Origin of the sequence: Yersinia sp. KBS0713, assembly GCF_005937895.2 — a bacterium.
GTDB classification, from domain to species: Bacteria; Pseudomonadota; Gammaproteobacteria; order Enterobacterales; family Enterobacteriaceae; genus Yersinia; species Yersinia bercovieri.
The window spans coordinates 174,146-191,356 of record NZ_CP042173.1 but is presented as its reverse complement, the minus strand read 5'-3'; the positions used below and the strand labels follow the sequence as shown (position 1 = coordinate 191,356).

Here is a 17,211-nt window from a genome sequence, read left to right as displayed (position 1 = left end):
CAATGGCAGGAGTATTCATGAAGGATAAGAGAGCCGCGGACGAATCGATTCGACTGGATAAGTGGCTATGGGCGGCCCGGTTTTATAAAACCAGAGCCATCGCTCGTGACATGGTGGATGGCGGTAAAGTCCATTACAACGGCCAGCGCGGGAAACCCAGCAAGCTGGTTGAACTCAATGCTGAAATTCGTCTGCGTCAGGGCAATGACGAGCGCACGGTACGGGTGTTGGCGTTACAAGGTCAGCGCCGTGGTGCTAGCGAAGCGCAGGCCATGTATGAAGAGACCGAGGCCAGTATCGTCAACCGCGAGAAAGTAGCGCAAGCGCGCAAACTGAATGCCCTGACCATGCCACACCCAGATAGGCGACCGGATAAAAAAGAGCGTCGCGACCTAATCAAATTTAAACAAGGCGAGCCTGAGTAAACCCAAACGGCGGCCTAAATGAGAGAACCCTATGTCTAATCATGACCAATTACACCGCTATCTGTTTACTAACCATGCTGTGCGCGGTGAGCTGGTTTCAGTCAATGAAACCTACCAGCAGGTATTAGCCAATCACGATTACCCTCCTGCGGTAAAAAAACTGCTGGGTGAAATGTTGGTCGCGACCAGCTTGCTGACCGCCACCCTGAAATTTGATGGTGATATCACCGTGCAATTGCAGAGTACCGATGGCCCCCTGACACTGGCGGTAATTAACGGGAATAACCAGCAAGAGATGCGCGGTGTCGCCCGTTTCAAAGGCGAAATCAGTGATGAAAGCACACTAAAAGAGATGGTCGGCAACGGCTATCTGGTGATCACCATTACGCCAGCAAAAGGTGAGCGCTATCAGGGCGTGGTGGCACTGGAAGGCGAGACCATCGGCGCTTGCCTCGAAAGTTACTTTATGCAATCTGAACAGCTCCCGACTCGCCTATTTATCCGTACCGGCGAAGTGGAAGGTAAAGCGGCGGCGGGCGGTATGCTGCTGCAAGTTATGCCTGCGCAAGAGCGCAATGAAGATGAGTTTGATCATCTGGCACAACTGACCACCACCATCAAAGCCGAGGAGTTATTCACTCTGCCGGCCAATGAGGTGCTGTATCGTTTATACCATCAGGAGGAAGTGACGCTTTATGAGCCACAAAACGTGAGTTTCCGCTGCACCTGCTCGCGCGAACGTTGTGCGGATGCATTAGTCACGTTATCGGAAGATGACATCAAAGAGATGCTGGAGCAGGACGGCAATATTGATATGCACTGCGAGTATTGCGGCAATCACTACCTTTTTGATGCGGTAGATATCGCCTCAATCAAGAGCGGCAATAGTGCATCTTCTGAACAAATTCATTAATTATTGTAATATTTAGCTGGGTGCTGACTCGTGCCCAGCGCTTCTGCCGTTTCATACTTGCGACAATCCGTGTTCTATCTCTCATAACCTAGCGAAAAATAGGTCATATGTTGAAATATTTGAACGCTATCGCTGTTAATCAGGGATGAGGATTTACAATCGCTGGTAGAAAATTGACGATCCAGGAGTTATGACATGAGTGTTAAAGGAATTACCCCGCAGGAGCTCGCCGCCTATGGCATCCATAACGTCAGCGAGATTGTTTACAACCCAAGCTATGATTTACTGTTCCAGGAAGAGACCAAACCCACGCTGGAAGGATACGAGCGCGGAACCCTCACCACCACAGGAGCAATAGCGGTCGATACCGGCATCTTTACCGGGCGCTCGCCAAAAGATAAATATATTGTCCGCGATGCTATTACACAGGACACCGTGTGGTGGGCCGATCAGGGCAAAGGTAAAAACGATAATAAGCCGCTGAGCCAAGAGACTTGGAGCCACCTGAAAGGGCTGGTCACCGAGCAACTCTCTGGCAAGCGCCTGTTTGTTGTTGATACCTTCTGCGGGGCTAATGCCGACAGTCGCTTGCAAGTTCGCTTTGTCACTGAAGTGGCCTGGCAGGCGCATTTCGTCAAAAACATGTTTATCCGCCCGACAGACGAAGAGCTGGCCGATTTCGAGCCTGATTTTATCGTCATGAATGGCGCTAAATGCACTAACCCGAACTGGAAAGAGCAGGGCCTGAACTCCGAGAACTTTGTTGCCTTTAACCTGACGGAACGTATGCAGCTGATTGGCGGCACATGGTACGGCGGTGAAATGAAGAAAGGCATGTTCTCGATGATGAACTACCTGCTGCCACTGAAGGGCATTGCTTCCATGCACTGCTCGGCCAACGTCGGTGAAAAAGGCGATGTCGCTATCTTCTTCGGCCTGTCCGGCACCGGTAAAACCACGCTATCTACCGACCCGAAACGTAAGTTGATCGGCGATGACGAACACGGCTGGGATGATGACGGCGTCTTTAACTTTGAAGGTGGCTGCTATGCGAAAACCATCAAGTTATCCGAAGAAGCTGAGCCAGATATTTACCACGCCATTAGACGCGATGCTCTGCTAGAAAACGTGGTGGTGCTGCCAGATGGCACTGTTGATTTCAATGACAGCTCCAAAACTGAAAACACTCGTGTTTCTTACCCGATCTACCACATCGAAAACATCGTTAAGCCAGTTTCCAAAGCGGGCCATGCCACTAAGGTCATTTTCCTGACTGCCGATGCCTTTGGCGTATTGCCGCCAGTATCACGTCTGACCGCAAATCAAACCCAGTATCACTTCCTCTCTGGCTTTACCGCTAAGCTGGCCGGTACTGAGCGCGGTGTCACCGAGCCGACCCCAACCTTCTCCGCCTGTTTTGGCGCAGCTTTCTTATCACTGCATCCAACGCAATACGCTGAAGTGCTGGTTAAGCGTATGCAGGCAGTAGGCGCACAGGCCTATCTGGTCAACACCGGCTGGAATGGGACCGGCAAACGTATCTCCATCAAGGATACCCGCGCCATCATTGATGCCATCCTGAACGGCGAAATTGACAAGGCAGAAACCTTCACCCTGCCAATCTTCGATCTGGCGGTGCCAATGGCATTACCGGGTGTAGACCCAGCTATTCTCGATCCACGTGACACTTACGCGGATATCGCGCAATGGCAGGAGAAAGCGGAAGATTTAGCGAGACGTTTCACCACCAACTTTGATAAGTATACCGATACCCCAGCAGGGGCAGCGTTGGTGAGCGCAGGGCCGAAGATCTAGCATTAATAAAATAGTTAAGTCGTTTATGCGAACAATGGCGACCTACAAAAGTCGCCATTGTTTTTTACTACTCCTGAAGAGCAAATTGCGCCCCTCTGATATGCAAAAATTATTACTGGGAAGCAACAATCATAGGCATACCTGATGAGCTAAGATAACTATAATCATTAGAGACGGCTGAATCTTTTTTTATTTGATTCTGCATGTTAGCTATATCAATAATTAACTGATCAATATCATTATCCACAAATACATCTAACGAATCAGTCAAATAATCACCTTTCGGAATAGTGAAATAGTCATTATTTTTAGTGAGATTTCTGTGGCCAGGAATTTCAAACGGAGGCTGGTGTGAAATAATAGCCTCAAGAAAATTATATTTAACGATAAAGCATTTTTTATCCTTATCGACCACAAAAAATTCATTAAGGACCATATTACAATCTTCTGGCATAGGTAATTTTATTTTCAAGTAATCATCAGGTAAGTATTTGTGGCTAATGATAGCTTCTTGCTCACCATAAGATATATTTAAAGTTATCTGTAGATCATCCCCACTGATATCATTAAGGTAAAAGGTCTGCTCATTCCCTATAGTCCAATCATGCCGCCCATTATTCGATAACGTTAATGTGTCGTGCTTAGCATTATCGGGTAGCACCATAGTATCAATAATATATTCATCATCACCACTTGACACATATATATTGTCACCTGCACCTAGCTGATGAAATATATTATCTTGTACATTCCCTTCCAATGTATCTGAGCTAAATTTATGCCCGATCAACATTGGATCAATGAATTTTTTTAATACCACATCAACATTATCTATCTTAACTGTATTCACGCCACCTTTTTTAGAGATAAATGTATTCTGAACATGATTATTAGCGTCCGATAGAGTAGATGACTTATTTGAAAATTGATAGGTAGTTAAAGTTGAATTAAAGTCCCCATCATTATAGCTACTCTTATTGACTAACGTCGTCTGCCACTGAGGCTGTAAAATAAATCCATCTTTGGTATAAAATATGAAGTCATTGTTTCTTATCTTATCACCACTCTCAATATCACTGTAAACATCTTTAAGCATCAAAGTGGTAACTGTATTGTTCTCATTATTTAATACAATGTAAACATCATTCCCAGACAAATAAATATCGTCTATGTTTTGTAAAGAATAATCTAATATGACATTGCTAGTTTCATTTCTCGGTTGTTCGAATAGGGTGACTGAAACCGAATTAGCCTGCTTATTTTGTAAAATCTTATAGTTATCGAAGCCTGCACCACCATAAGCTTCACCAGATTGTAATGAGAGCAGGTCATTTCCACCATAACCTTTCAAGATATCCCAGCCCCCCATCCCATTGATGACATTGACCTGATCATTACCAATCAATATATCATCGGTATCTTCAGAACTGTGTATATGCTCAATATTAGAAATATTTGCCAGCAATCGTGTTGCATTAGTTTTGTTTATCGATGGATGCTTAAAATTATAGTGAACTGTTCCGGACATTAAATCAATTTTATATCCAATAACATTGTGATGATTAACACCCAAAACAGAAATAGTATCCTCTCCTTTCCGACCATCAAGTTGACTTGGCTGGGAGGTTTCTATTAATTCATTACCATGGAGATAGAATACATCATCCAGATCACCGCCATAAAACACTTTTCTACCTTGAGTAATATCAAAGCTGTTTTGTGTATGACGATCAGCAAAGATATAGGCATCTCCCACACCAGTATTAAAATGCTCTTTTTTGTTAGCAGAAGAGCTAAGTAATAAATGTCCCATACGTTCTGATCTTGCTTTATCCAAGGCTAGAATATTATTATATTCTACATAATCATCTGAATATTTACTTTCAAATACCTCCTTATCAAGGATAATGGCAATATCGGTATTTTCACTGACATCAAAGGCATCTTCCAGCCTTGTTTCAACAATATATTCTTTATTTTCTCCGTACTCTTCATACTCTTTGTAACTACACTTTATCCAGCTTTTTTTATAATAGCTCTCAGATACTATCTGACCAGTGTCTTTATTTATCAATTCCCCTTTATGCATAAAAAAGCCATCAACTTTAAAATTTAAAATATCAAGAAGATAATCGTTCTTCTCTTTGCTTATATAATAATATTGTATTTTTTTAACTTCACCATATTTATCATAAGCATAATAATACTCTGTCACTCCTGAGGGAATTAATCTCTTATTCGCTATTTCTTGTGCATATTGATCTATACTTTCACGCATGAGACGCTTCTGCTTTTCATCTAACCGAGCCGCAACACTCTTCTCCAGGTCTGCGCCAAAAGCCAGCCGCGTACCATTATTAATTTCTTCCCAAGGTGTTAAATCAATTTGCTCTTTTATTTTTGCAATTGTCGAGGCTGCATTATAAATCATTGTGGCCAATGAGATACCGATACCAGCAAGAATGCCTATTGGCCCCGCTATAGCAAAGCCTACGGCTAAGGCGGCAGCAGTTAAAATACCCACACCAGCACCTAACGCAGAGAATGTCCCATTTACAATAAGATCCCTTGCGTTATCTGGATCAGTTTCTTTTTCTAACTGGCCATATATTTTAACAACGTTATAAGTATCGAACCCGGCAGAAGCAATATTAAGTATCGCCCCGGCAGATTTTGCAATTTGACTTCCTACACGGGAACCAATCTGGCTAATTCCCTTGGTTAAGGGTACTTTTTTGGCAAAGAACATAGCCCCTTTTTCAAAATAGGGCTGCATAACATCTATGCCAAAATCAACCGAAAACTCACTCCAATTTAAAGCCAATTGCTCATCAATTTCTTTTTTTTCTTGTTCAGTAGTTTCTGGTGAGTTATATATATTCATCATCACTGAGGTCGATATAGATAATCGGGTAAAAGCAATAGCCTGATTAGCTCGTCCTAATTTATTTGTTATTTTAACCAGTCTATTATTACTCATCAGAGATAACCCACTATTTTCCATGGTATCTTTTAACGAAGATAATTCATGTTGAGACGTTTCACTGAGTTTATTATATTTATCAGGATATTCAGAAATATAATCGAATAATGTCACTGGAACGTCTATCTTTTCCTTTAAACTTCGTGAGCGATGATCTCCATCATAGAACCACGTATTGCCTTTCTGTGGTTCTATGTTATCTTGGCTATTGATAATATGATCATTGAACTTTTGCCATTTAAGTGGATCATTAGCCGTTTGTGACAACATTTTAATATCTATTTCACCGTCACTATCAGAAAAGTAATATTCCAGATGTTTTTTATATTTTTCAGCTGCCTCAACTGCATTTATTCTCTCAGAAACAATATCCAGAAGAATATAGGTTACAATTGGCATGTCATTTATTGTTAACTGCCCATCAGATGTAGTATAGTAATCAATCCGATGTTCACTATTTTTACTGTGAAATTCTTCAGATTTATGTACAGTTGTAAGACGCTGTCCATTATCATCAATAACGATCTCTTGACTGTAAGCACGTAATGATGCTTTATCTTTATTTTTCTGCATTAATTCAGCATATTCTAAAGCAAAATGATTTTCTATTCCATCATCTGGATTTACTCCCAATTCACAAGAAAGCAATATGACTCTTTCTGGTTCTATCATATTTCTAGACTTTTTCAGAAAATCAACACCCGCATATATCTCCTCAGCTGAGTAATATTCCAACAAGTGCTGTTCACCATTACCGTGCCCACTTAATATCCACCTAACACGGCTGCCCTGCAATTTATTCGGGTCCCCAAAAACAATCCGTGACTCTTTACTCTTAATGTCGTACTGGATAATAAGTGTTCTATCTGGGTGTTTACTGGCAAGTTGTTCATCACCCTGTATCAGGATATCATCATCAGCAAACTCAATTATTACTTGGTAGTCATAACTCATGTTGGTTGGTTTTGCTAAAGGATTTGCATAAATAGCTTCTGGGTCAGGTGTTTTCCACGTATTGATTACTCTATTTCTATCGGAAGATCCTCTTTTTAATAAATAGTCAGAGAATTTAACTGTATTTTCTACTTCACCATCCAGCATTTTATCAACATAATCATTAAATTCAACATAGTGCTCATCACTATTAATAACCTCATTTAATAATGATAATGAAGTTTCTTTATTATTACCAGGAAGAAAATGGTCAAGAATATCTGCGTACGTTGTTAATGCTTGGTCAATACTTATTCTCTCATTACTAATATCATTAACTAATAGTTGTACTGCTGCAACCTCATTAACCATTATGGGCTGGTTGTCTTTTTTGCTGTAGTCAACACGATGACGTTTATATTTTCTCCTTTGTATATTTCCTCTTTCGAAAGTATGCCGCTCTCCAGTCTCATCAATTTCAATGATTTCTGTATAGGCTCGAACAGAAGCTGTAAATCCATTATCCCATAACAGCCTGGCGGCATTTAATCCGTAATGATCGACACTCCCGTCACTACCTAAACTACAGCCAGCCAGAACAATTCTATTGGGATTAATTAATTGAGTATTTTTTATTCTTAATTTTGCTAAACCCGCCGCCAACTGTTCCGGTGTATAGCCAGCAAAAAGTGTATTTTTGCCATTAACTTCTTTACTTCCATGGGAACTTAATATCCAACGGACATTATCACCCTGCATTTTGTCCAAATCACCATAAACCGTTTTCAACTCACCACTGTTAATATCATATTGCATGATGACTGTTTTATCTGGATGTTTACTAGCCAGACGTTCATCACCACGAACTATTTCTGATTCGCCTGATAATTCAATAATAATTTGATAATCGTAATTCATACCATCAAGGTCAGTATTATTCGCATTTGTAATATCACTTGTATTTATCTTGCTCCAAGTATCAAGTGTATGGGGGGGTGGTTGAATATCTGTATCACCAAGATTATTATAATCCTGATATTTAATATTTCTATCATTACGAGACAATGAAATGGTTGAAATCTCATCGTTATTAGCGTTCACATCATAATTATTACTTTCCATTATATTTCCTTGGCAGTTATATAAGCAAGATTACATTTGTTTATTGTTATCAATAGCCAAGTAATTATAACGATATATATAGGTTAATTGGTTAAATAGAAAGTAAACTATAAGGGTAGTAATCTAATTAAATAATAGAATACCCCGTAATTAACGGCGTATTCTATTATTCTTAAAGATGATTTAAATACGAATCTACGACTTATTAGATAGTGTTAAATAATTTAATTGAGGAATATACGCCCGAATCCGTAACCCGCCCCGCTCACTGGTGCCGATATCCAACGAGCCGGCGTGGGCATCAATAATCCGCTGCACAATCGCCAGCCCCAGCCCAGTCCCGCTAGTGCTACGGGCGCTATCGCCACGGACAAAAGGCTGGAACAGATGCTTTAACTCTTCTGGCTTGATGCCAGGGCCATCATCTTCTACCTGGAACCACGCCCGCTGAAGCTCGGTGCCACTGCTCACTTTGATCCAGCCATTGCCGTAGCGAGCCGCATTCACCACCATATTTGCCAAGGCGCGTTTGATGGATAACGGATGGATATCCACCAGCACTTCGCCTGCGCAGAGATCCGTTTCAATAACCCGCTCATAACCACTTTCTGCCGCAATCACTTCACCCAAAACTGAATTAAGATCGCTCGGTTCTGTCGGCATCTCCTGTCCGGTGCGCAGATAATCGATGAATTGCTCAATAATAGCGTTGCACTCTTCAATGTCTTTATTGATCGACTCAGAGAGGTAGCCGTCGGCTTCACTCATCATTTCCGTCGCCAAACGAATGCGGGTCAATGGGGTACGCAGATCATGGCTAACCCCAGCCATTAGCAAGGTTCGATCATCTGCCAACAACTTGACGCCAGCGGCCATCTGGTTAAATGCCCGGGTGACCGAGCGCACCTCCGAGGCACCATACTCTCGCAGTGGCGGCGGAATAATCCCCTTCCCGACCTGCAAAGCAGCATGTTCCAGCTCCACCAAGGGCCGATTCTGAATACGGATAAACAACCAGGCGCCGCCAACAGCTAGCAACATAATGGCGAGGGTATAACGGAACAGTGGCGAGAAGTCGCCCTGATGGATCTCGGTTAAGGGCACTCTCACCCAGATATCTGGCGACAACCAGGTTTTCAGCCAGACAACTGGCGAGTTTTTGTTAACTTCGACGCGAACATCGGTTGGCCCCCCCAATTGCTGGGCCATTTGATCACTGAGAAATTTGTAGTGCTGCGCCCAACGTAGGCCACTCTCCTCTGCCGCGGCATTGGTATAAAGCGAAATCCCCAATTCACGGTAAATCTCACGCCGAAACGCCGGCGGGACTTCAAGTAGCGTGCCATCTTCCAGTTGCAGCCGATCAGTCATCAGCATACGAACTTCGTAGGCCAACACTTTATTGAACTGCTGCAAACTGGGCAAAATAGCGAAATTCAGCACCACCAAATAGGTAGTGACCAAGCTGACAAACAGCAAGGTCACAATCAGTAATAGGGTGCGGGCAAATGAGCTACGGGGAGAAAAGCGCCAACGCCTCATGCTTTACTGCCGTCCGGCACGAATACGTAACCCAAGCCCCATACAGTTTGGATATAACGCGGGTGCGCCGGATCCTCTTCCACCATGCGGCGCAAGCGCGAAATCTGCACGTCGATGGAACGTTCCATCGCGCTGTATTCACGGCCACGGGCCAAATTCATCAGTTTATCGCGGGATAACGGTTCGCGAGGATGACTCACCAAAGCTTTCAGCACCGCGAATTCACCGCTGGTCAGTGGCATAGGCTCATCTTCACGAAACATCTCGCGGGTGCCCAAATTCAGTTTGAACTTACCAAATGCAATAATGGCTTCTTCTTGCGATGGTGCTCCCGGTAATTCATTAGCCTGACGTCGTAATACTGCGCGGATACGTGCCAGCAGCTCGCGTGGGTTGAACGGCTTCGGAATATAGTCGTCCGCACCAATCTCCAGCCCAACGATACGGTCAACCTCTTCACCTTTCGCCGTCACCATAATGATTGGCATCGGGTTGCTTTGGCTCCGCAGACGGCGACAGATAGAGAGGCCATCTTCGCCTGGCAGCATTAGATCAAGTACCATTAGGTGGAAAGACTCACGGGTCAGCAAGCGATCCATCTGTTCAGCATTGGCGACACTGCGCACCTGGAAACCTTGCTCTGTTAGGTAACGTTCCAACAGCGCACGCAGGCGCATATCGTCATCAACGACCAGAATCTTGTGATTCTCTTGCATTTTATTACTCCCAAAGGCCGTATTGCCCGAATCTGCACATTGTTAGAAATACTTACTCTAAGAGACAGCTATTTATGGTATAAATTCTAGTCGAAATTGTTACAAAGCTTATTGTTGTGCCTAATTATCAACACTTTCGTCGAATGGGCGATAGCGAATCTCTAAAATCCAGTAGGTCGCCTCACCATTGGGTGTCTGAACCGTCACCTCATCATCCACCTGTTTGCCAATCAGAGCGCGGGCCACTGGTGAGTCGATAGAAATCCATTTTTTCGCGGGATCGAACTCATCCGGCCCGACCAAACGGAAGATACGCTGCTCTTCGGCTTCATTCTCTACCCGTACCCAAGCGCCAAAAAAGACTTTGCCCTCCTGACGCGGGTCCGGATCGACCACTTTCAGCACCTCCAGGCGCTTGGTAAGAAAGCGCACCCGGCGATCAATCTCCCGCAGCCGCTTCTTACCATAAATATATTCGGCATTTTCCGAGCGGTCACCCATCGCCGCCGCTTCAGATACCGCCTGCGTGACCACCGGACGCTCTTCTCGCCACAGATAATGCAGCTCACGATCCAGCGCCTGCCAGCCCTCACGGGTAATATAGTTGCTTTTAGCCATAAAATTATCCAATCAATCTCGGTTGGGTTCCCTACCACCGCAATATAGCGCAACTTTCTGCCAATAAGTTGATTTCATTACTCTCCAGTGAGTTGCCCCCGCTATCAACCCATACCGCTTCACGAGCAGAGATTCTGTTGATGATTGCCGACCTTGGTGAATGGCATTGTGGTGGCCAGCTTAAGTTGACCACCTCACATAGTATGCTGGGGATAGCTCTCCTGCTACAAAGTGGTGAGATACAACAATACTTTCTCTGGCTCGCAGGTCTCACCGCAGCACTGGCAATTTTTTGCCGCAATCCGTATAACTATCCCTGTGATTTTTCCCCTACTCCTCTATCAGAATCGATATTAGACTTATGAATGAACAACTGAGCCGCATTATTGCAAGCGAAATACAGGCCCGACCGGAGCAAGTTAGCTCCGCCATCAGCCTGTTAGATGAAGGTAATACCGTGCCCTTTATTGCGCGGTATCGTAAGGAAGTTACCGGCGGGTTGGATGATACCCAGTTGCGCCAGTTGGAAAGCCGTTTGGGTTATCTACGTGAACTCGAAGATCGCCGCCAAACCATTCTTAAATCCATTGACGATCAGGGCAAGCTCACCGAACAGCTCGCCGGGGCCATCAACGGCACCATGAGTAAAACCGAGCTGGAAGACCTTTATCTTCCTTATAAGCCGAAACGTCGCACCCGTGGGCAGATTGCCATTGAGGCGGGTCTGGAACCCCTGGCGGACAGCTTATGGAGCGACCCGCAGCAAGAGCCAGAACAGGTGGCGCTGGCTTATGTCGATGCTGATAAAGGCGTCGCGGACACCAAAGCCGCACTGGATGGCGCGCGCTATATCCTAATGGAGCGCTTTGCTGAAGACGCCACTTTGCTGGCGAAAGTGCGCCAATATTTGTGGAAAAACGCGCATCTGGTGGCGAAAGTGGTAGAGGGTAAGGAGCAGGAGGGCGCTAAATTCCGCGACTACTTTGATCACCATGAGCCTATCTCCCAAGTACCTTCTCACCGCGCATTGGCAATGTTCCGTGGCCGTAATGAGGGCGTGTTGCAGTTAGCATTGAACCCTGATCCGCAGTTTGACGAACCCCCACGCGAGAGTCAGGGTGAGCAGATCATCATCAATCATCTGGATCTGCGGTTAAATAGCGCCCCCGCCGACACCTGGCGCAAAGCAGTGGTTAACTGGACATGGCGCATCAAGGTGCTGATGCATCTGGAAACCGAGTTGATGAGCACCCTGCGCGAGCGGGCCGAAGACGAAGCCATCAACGTGTTTGCCCGTAACATGCAAGATCTACTGATGGCCGCACCGGCTGGGATGCGCGCCACCATGGGCCTCGATCCGGGGTTGCGTACTGGGGTGAAAGTGGCCGTGGTGGACGCCACCGGCAAGCTGGTCGCCTACGATACCATCTACCCTCACACCGGGCAGGCCGCCAAAGCCGCCGCCACTGTGGCCGCCCTGTGCATGAAGCATCAGGTTGAACTGGTGGCTATCGGCAACGGCACAGCATCGCGGGAAACCGAGCGCTTCTTTACTGAGCTGCAACAGCAGTATCCGGCGGTCACCGCGCAAAAAGTGATTGTCAGCGAAGCGGGTGCCTCGGTTTACTCCGCCTCTGAATTAGCGGCGCTGGAGTTCCCGGATCTGGACGTCTCCATCCGTGGCGCTGTTTCGATTGCCCGCCGGTTACAAGATCCACTGGCTGAACTGGTCAAAATTGATCCGAAATCCATCGGGGTCGGTCAGTATCAGCACGATGTCAGCCAAAGCCAACTGGCGAAAAAGCTGGACGTGGTGGTGGAGGACTGCGTAAACGCCGTGGGGGTGGACTTAAATACCGCGTCGGTGCCATTGCTGACCCGCGTTGCCGGCCTGACCCGCATGATGGCGCAAAATATCGTTAACTGGCGTGATGAGAATGGCCGCTTCCATAACCGTGAGCAATTACTAAAAGTCAGCCGCCTTGGGCCAAAAGCCTTCGAGCAGTGTGCCGGCTTCCTACGTATCAATCACGGCGATAACCCGCTGGACGCATCCACTGTGCATCCGGAAGCTTACCCAGTAGTTGAGCGCATTTTGGCCGCCACCGAGCAAGCTTTGCAGGATTTAATGGGGAATGCCGCCGCACTGCGCAATCTCAACGCCCGTGATTTCACCACCGAACGTTTTGGTGTCCCGACGGTCACCGATATCCTGCGCGAGCTGGAAAAACCGGGCCGTGACCCGCGCCCGGAATTTAAAACGGCGACCTTTGCCGAAGGCGTGGAAACGATGAATGATCTGACTCCCGGGATGATCCTCGAAGGCTCGGTCACTAACGTGACCAATTTTGGTGCCTTTGTGGATATCGGTGTTCATCAGGATGGTTTGGTGCATATCTCGTCACTGGCAGATAAGTTTGTCGATGATCCGCATAAAGTGGTGAAAGCGGGTGATATCGTCAAAGTGAAAGTGATGGAAGTGGATTTGCAGCGTAAACGTATTGCCCTGACCATGCGTCTTGATGAGCAGCCGGGTGAGAGTGGTTCGCGCCGTGGTAATAGTGGTGAAAGCCGCGCCACCACCAATAGTGATAACCGTGGTGCCAGCCGCCCACGGAGTAGCAATGAACCCAATAGTCGCCCATCAGCCAAAGGGCGCGCCGAGAGTAGCTCAAGCGGCAACAGCGCGATGAGCGATGCACTGGCGGCGGCATTTAAAAAACGCTGATTTGTCTACTCAGGGCCACATCGGTGGCCCTCAGACTACTGACAAACTCTGATGACTTGATCGATAACGGTGAGGATAGGCAGAAGAGTAAAGCGTCCGCGCCAGGGAGGGCGCGGCTCGAGCCTCCAGGGAGGGATTTACGGCGTCTTTACGATCTGCCTGTTCTCTCCGCTCAGGCGGCTTTGTTAATGACCTCAGGGTCACATCGGTGGCCCTTTCTCTCACTCCCGACGGGTGCCCACTCGGTGGTAGCCGCCTATTCTCATATTATTTTCTTCTATAACACCGTGGACTTATCTTTTAAATTAATTAGCAGGCCATTCATCTTGCTACATGTTACCTGCTTGAATCACCAATTAACCGAACTTATTTAACAACCCACTTAACATGACACTTAATTCCATCCGGTATTACCCTCAAATTATCAATAATTACCATGGCATTCTGTAGGTTAATTAAAATGAACATATTATTCAGTTAAAAATAGAGCGGACTAATTATGTTACGCAGCGGTAGCGCCAGTGCGGGAGAGAACATTTAGTTAACTGATTTAACTCATCATTCGCATTTGCGATCACGGCGGTTTGATGGTAAAACAGGCACAAATAGAAATCAGACTAATTAATTCTAAAAATAGAATCGTAACGAATATTTACTTTTGATTATTTGCTGTTAGTTGAATATGAAAACGATTATTACTATCATTATTCTATCAATTAGTTTTTAGATCACCATTACTCTGAACTCTGGTAAGCCAATAACGATATATCAAGAGGCTCCTATGCATCTTATTCCGCAGCGTTCCTACAAAATAGTCGGCTTCTCACCTGAAATCAGCCCGGCTTACCGGCAGAAATTGTTATCACTGGGTATGTTACCCGGCTCCTCATTTAATGTTGTTCGTCTCGCGCCCTTAGGTGACCCCATCCAGATAGAGACCCGTCGGGTCAGTCTGGTGGTCCGCAAAAAAGATTTAGACCTGCTAACACTGGATCTACAACCCTAGAGCTCAGGTCACCTGCTTATTTTTCTGCCTTGTGGCGGGTGAAAATGCCTTGCTGCCGCTCAATTTAAATTTACTGATACACGTTGGATCATGAAAGCACTCACAATCGGCCTGATCGGCAATCCCAATGCGGGTAAAACCACCCTTTTCAACCAGTTAACCGGCGCCCGTCAACGGGTAGGTAACTGGGCCGGGGTCACTGTCGAGCGCAAAGAGGGCCACTTCACCACCCCACAGCATCAGGTGACCTTGGTTGACCTGCCGGGGACTTACTCTCTGACGACCATCTCCGAGCAAACCTCGCTGGATGAGCAAATTGCCTGCCACTACATCCTGAGCGGCGAAGCTGACCTGCTGATTAATGTGATTGACGCGGCGAATCTGGAGCGCAATCTCTATCTCACACTGCAATTGGTCGAGTTGGGTATCCCCTGCATTGTGGCACTCAATATGCTGGATATTGCCAAAAGCCAGCATATCGAGATTGATATCAATGCGTTATCGCAGCAATTAGGCTGCCCAGTCATTCCACTGGTATCCACCCGTGGGCATGGCATCAATGAATTAAAAAGTAGTATTGATGAGTTTCAGCCCGCCACCTTCAAGGCACTGGTTAACTATCCAGCCGTGCTACTCAATGAGGTGGATAAGCTGGTACAGGCCATGCCTGAATCCTGGCCCGAGCAGCAGCGCCGCTGGCTCGCGCTGCAAATATTGGAAGGTGATATCTACAGTTTAGCCCGCGCGAATATTGCCCCCTCGATGGTTGAGCAGGCGCGTAATAATCTGCGAGAGCAGCAGCACGAAGACCCGGAATTGGTGATTGCCGATGCCCGCTATCAAAGCATTGCCCGCATCTGCGATATGGTCGGCAACTCGCAACAGGCGGAACCCAATCGCCTGACGCAAGCGCTGGATAAGGTGATCCTTAACCGCTGGTTAGGTGTCCCGATATTTCTGTTTGTGATGTATCTAATGTTCGTATTGGCCATCAATATCGGTGGCGCATTGCAGCCAATATTTGATATCGGCTCGGCGGCTATCTTTATTCAGGGGCTGCAATGGGTCGGTTATACTCTGCATTTCCCGCAGTGGCTCACTATCTTCCTCGCCCAAGGCGTGGGGGGTGGGATTAATACCGTGCTGCCGTTAGTACCGCAAATTGGCATGATGTATCTGTTTCTCTCCTTTTTGGAAGACTCCGGCTATATGGCCCGCGCCGCCTTTGTGATGGACCGCTTAATGCAAGCGCTGGGATTACCGGGTAAATCCTTCGTGCCACTGATTGTCGGCTTCGGCTGCAACGTGCCCTCCATTATGGGCGCACGCACACTGGATGCACAACGTGAGCGCCTGATTACCATCATGATGGCACCCTTTATGTCCTGTGGGGCGCGGCTGGCGATTTTTGCCGTCTTCGCTGCCGCCTTCTTCGGGCAGGAGGGGGCTAGCATTGTCTTCTCTCTCTACCTGTTGGGTATCGCGGTCGCCATTCTCACCGGGCTGGTGCTGAAATACACCATTATGCGCGGTGAAGCTTCCCCCTTTGTCATGGAGCTGCCGGTTTACCATGTCCCTCATCTGAAAAGCTTGTTATTGCAAACCTGGCAGCGGCTGAAAGGTTTTGTCCTGCGGGCGGGGAAAGTCATTGTTATCGCCAGTATCTTCATTGGCGGCCTGAATAGCTTCTCCTTCAGCGGCAAAGCGGTGGATAGCATCAATGACTCGGCGCTGGCCTCGGTCAGTAAAGTGCTAACGCCCTTACTCACGCCAATGGGGGTGCATAGTGATAACTGGCAAGCCACCGTCGGGCTAGTGACAGGTGCGATGGCCAAAGAGGTGGTGGTGGGGACACTCAATACCCTCTACACCGCTGAGCAGATCAAGAATCAGCCTTTTGACGCAGAGAACTTCAACCTGCTGGCTGAACTGGGTGGCGCAGCGCAAACCACCTGGCAGGGGTTAAAAGATACCTTTAGTCTCAGTGTGTTATCTAACCCGATTGAAGCCAGCAAAGGTGATGGCGAAATGGCGGCCGGTTCAATGGGCATGATGAGCAGCAAATTTGGCTCCAGTATTGCCGCCTATAGCTACCTGATATTTGTGCTGCTGTATGTGCCTTGTGTCTCGGTGATGGGGGCGATTGCGCGTGAAACCAGCCGTGGCTGGATGACCTTCTCGATTCTGTGGGGGCTGAATGTGGCTTACTCACTGGCAACCCTGTTCTATCAGGCAGCCACTTTCCGCGAACATCCACAGCAGAGCCTAACTATCATTACATTAGTGATTGTGGTTAATGCGCTGATTCTATTTGGCTTACGGCGGGCGCGCAGTCGAGTCACCATGAGATTACAGAGCAGCACCCCGGCCAGTTGTTGCCAAAGCTCAGGCAGTGACTGCCATTAACCGA

General features: G+C 46.7%; 10 protein-coding genes. 6 read left to right on the top strand and 4 right to left on the bottom strand.

Annotated features, from left to right (window positions below; all coding sequences use genetic code 11):
- Window positions 1-17: 17 nt before the first annotated feature.
- The 3 genes from hslR (at window position 18) to pckA (ending at window position 3,153) form a co-directional block, all read left to right on the top strand.
- Window positions 18-425, top strand: coding sequence for a ribosome-associated heat shock protein Hsp15 (hslR, locus tag FFE93_RS00765; RefSeq protein ID WP_032896752.1), 408 nt, complete (start codon window positions 18-20; stop codon window positions 423-425).
- A gap of 31 nt (window positions 426-456) precedes the next feature.
- Complete coding sequence (gene hslO, locus FFE93_RS00760; protein ID WP_005271672.1) at window positions 457-1,338, top strand: Hsp33 family molecular chaperone HslO; 882 nt, start codon at window positions 457-459, stop codon at window positions 1,336-1,338.
- 195 nt (window positions 1,339-1,533) lie between these two features.
- Window positions 1,534-3,153 carry a phosphoenolpyruvate carboxykinase (ATP) gene (pckA, locus tag FFE93_RS00755; RefSeq protein ID WP_049601230.1) on the top strand — a complete coding sequence of 540 codons (1,620 nt, stop codon included), beginning with the start codon at window positions 1,534-1,536 and terminating at the stop codon, window positions 3,151-3,153.
- A gap of 112 nt (window positions 3,154-3,265) precedes the next feature.
- On the opposite strand, the gene FFE93_RS00750 is transcribed toward pckA, so the two are convergent.
- From FFE93_RS00750 to greB, 4 genes are all read right to left on the bottom strand, one after another.
- Complete coding sequence (locus FFE93_RS00750; protein ID WP_138774694.1) at window positions 3,266-8,191, bottom strand: C80 family cysteine peptidase; 4,926 nt, start codon at window positions 8,189-8,191, stop codon at window positions 3,266-3,268.
- A 195-nt stretch (window positions 8,192-8,386) separates the two neighbouring features.
- Window positions 8,387-9,733, bottom strand: a complete 1,347-nt coding sequence (envZ, locus tag FFE93_RS00745) for a two-component system sensor histidine kinase EnvZ (protein ID WP_032896750.1) — start codon at window positions 9,731-9,733, stop codon at window positions 8,387-8,389.
- The gene (ompR, locus tag FFE93_RS00740) at window positions 9,730-10,449 is read right to left on the bottom strand and encodes a two-component system response regulator OmpR (RefSeq protein WP_004393220.1); all 720 of its coding nucleotides are present in this window, start codon (window positions 10,447-10,449) and stop codon (window positions 9,730-9,732) included. Before ompR ends, envZ begins: the two co-directional genes overlap by 4 nt.
- Before the next feature lie 120 nt (window positions 10,450-10,569).
- A complete protein-coding gene (gene greB, locus FFE93_RS00735; protein ID WP_005271660.1) occupies window positions 10,570-11,067 on the bottom strand; it encodes a transcription elongation factor GreB in 498 nt (165 codons plus the stop codon).
- 361 nt (window positions 11,068-11,428) lie between these two features.
- Here greB and FFE93_RS00725 point away from each other — a divergent pair, with 361 nt between their 5' ends.
- From FFE93_RS00725 to feoB, 3 genes are all read left to right on the top strand, one after another.
- The gene (locus FFE93_RS00725) at window positions 11,429-13,795 is read left to right on the top strand and encodes a Tex family protein (RefSeq protein ID WP_054872852.1); all 2,367 of its coding nucleotides are present in this window, start codon (window positions 11,429-11,431) and stop codon (window positions 13,793-13,795) included.
- A 781-nt stretch (window positions 13,796-14,576) separates the two neighbouring features.
- Entirely contained in the window at window positions 14,577-14,801 is a 225-nt protein-coding gene (gene feoA, locus FFE93_RS00720) for a ferrous iron transporter A (RefSeq protein ID WP_004702177.1), read from the top strand.
- A 90-nt stretch (window positions 14,802-14,891) separates the two neighbouring features.
- Window positions 14,892-17,207 carry a Fe(2+) transporter permease subunit FeoB gene (feoB, locus tag FFE93_RS00715; protein ID WP_138774692.1) on the top strand — a complete coding sequence of 772 codons (2,316 nt, stop codon included), beginning with the start codon at window positions 14,892-14,894 and terminating at the stop codon, window positions 17,205-17,207.
- The last annotated feature ends 4 nt before the right edge of the window (window positions 17,208-17,211 follow it).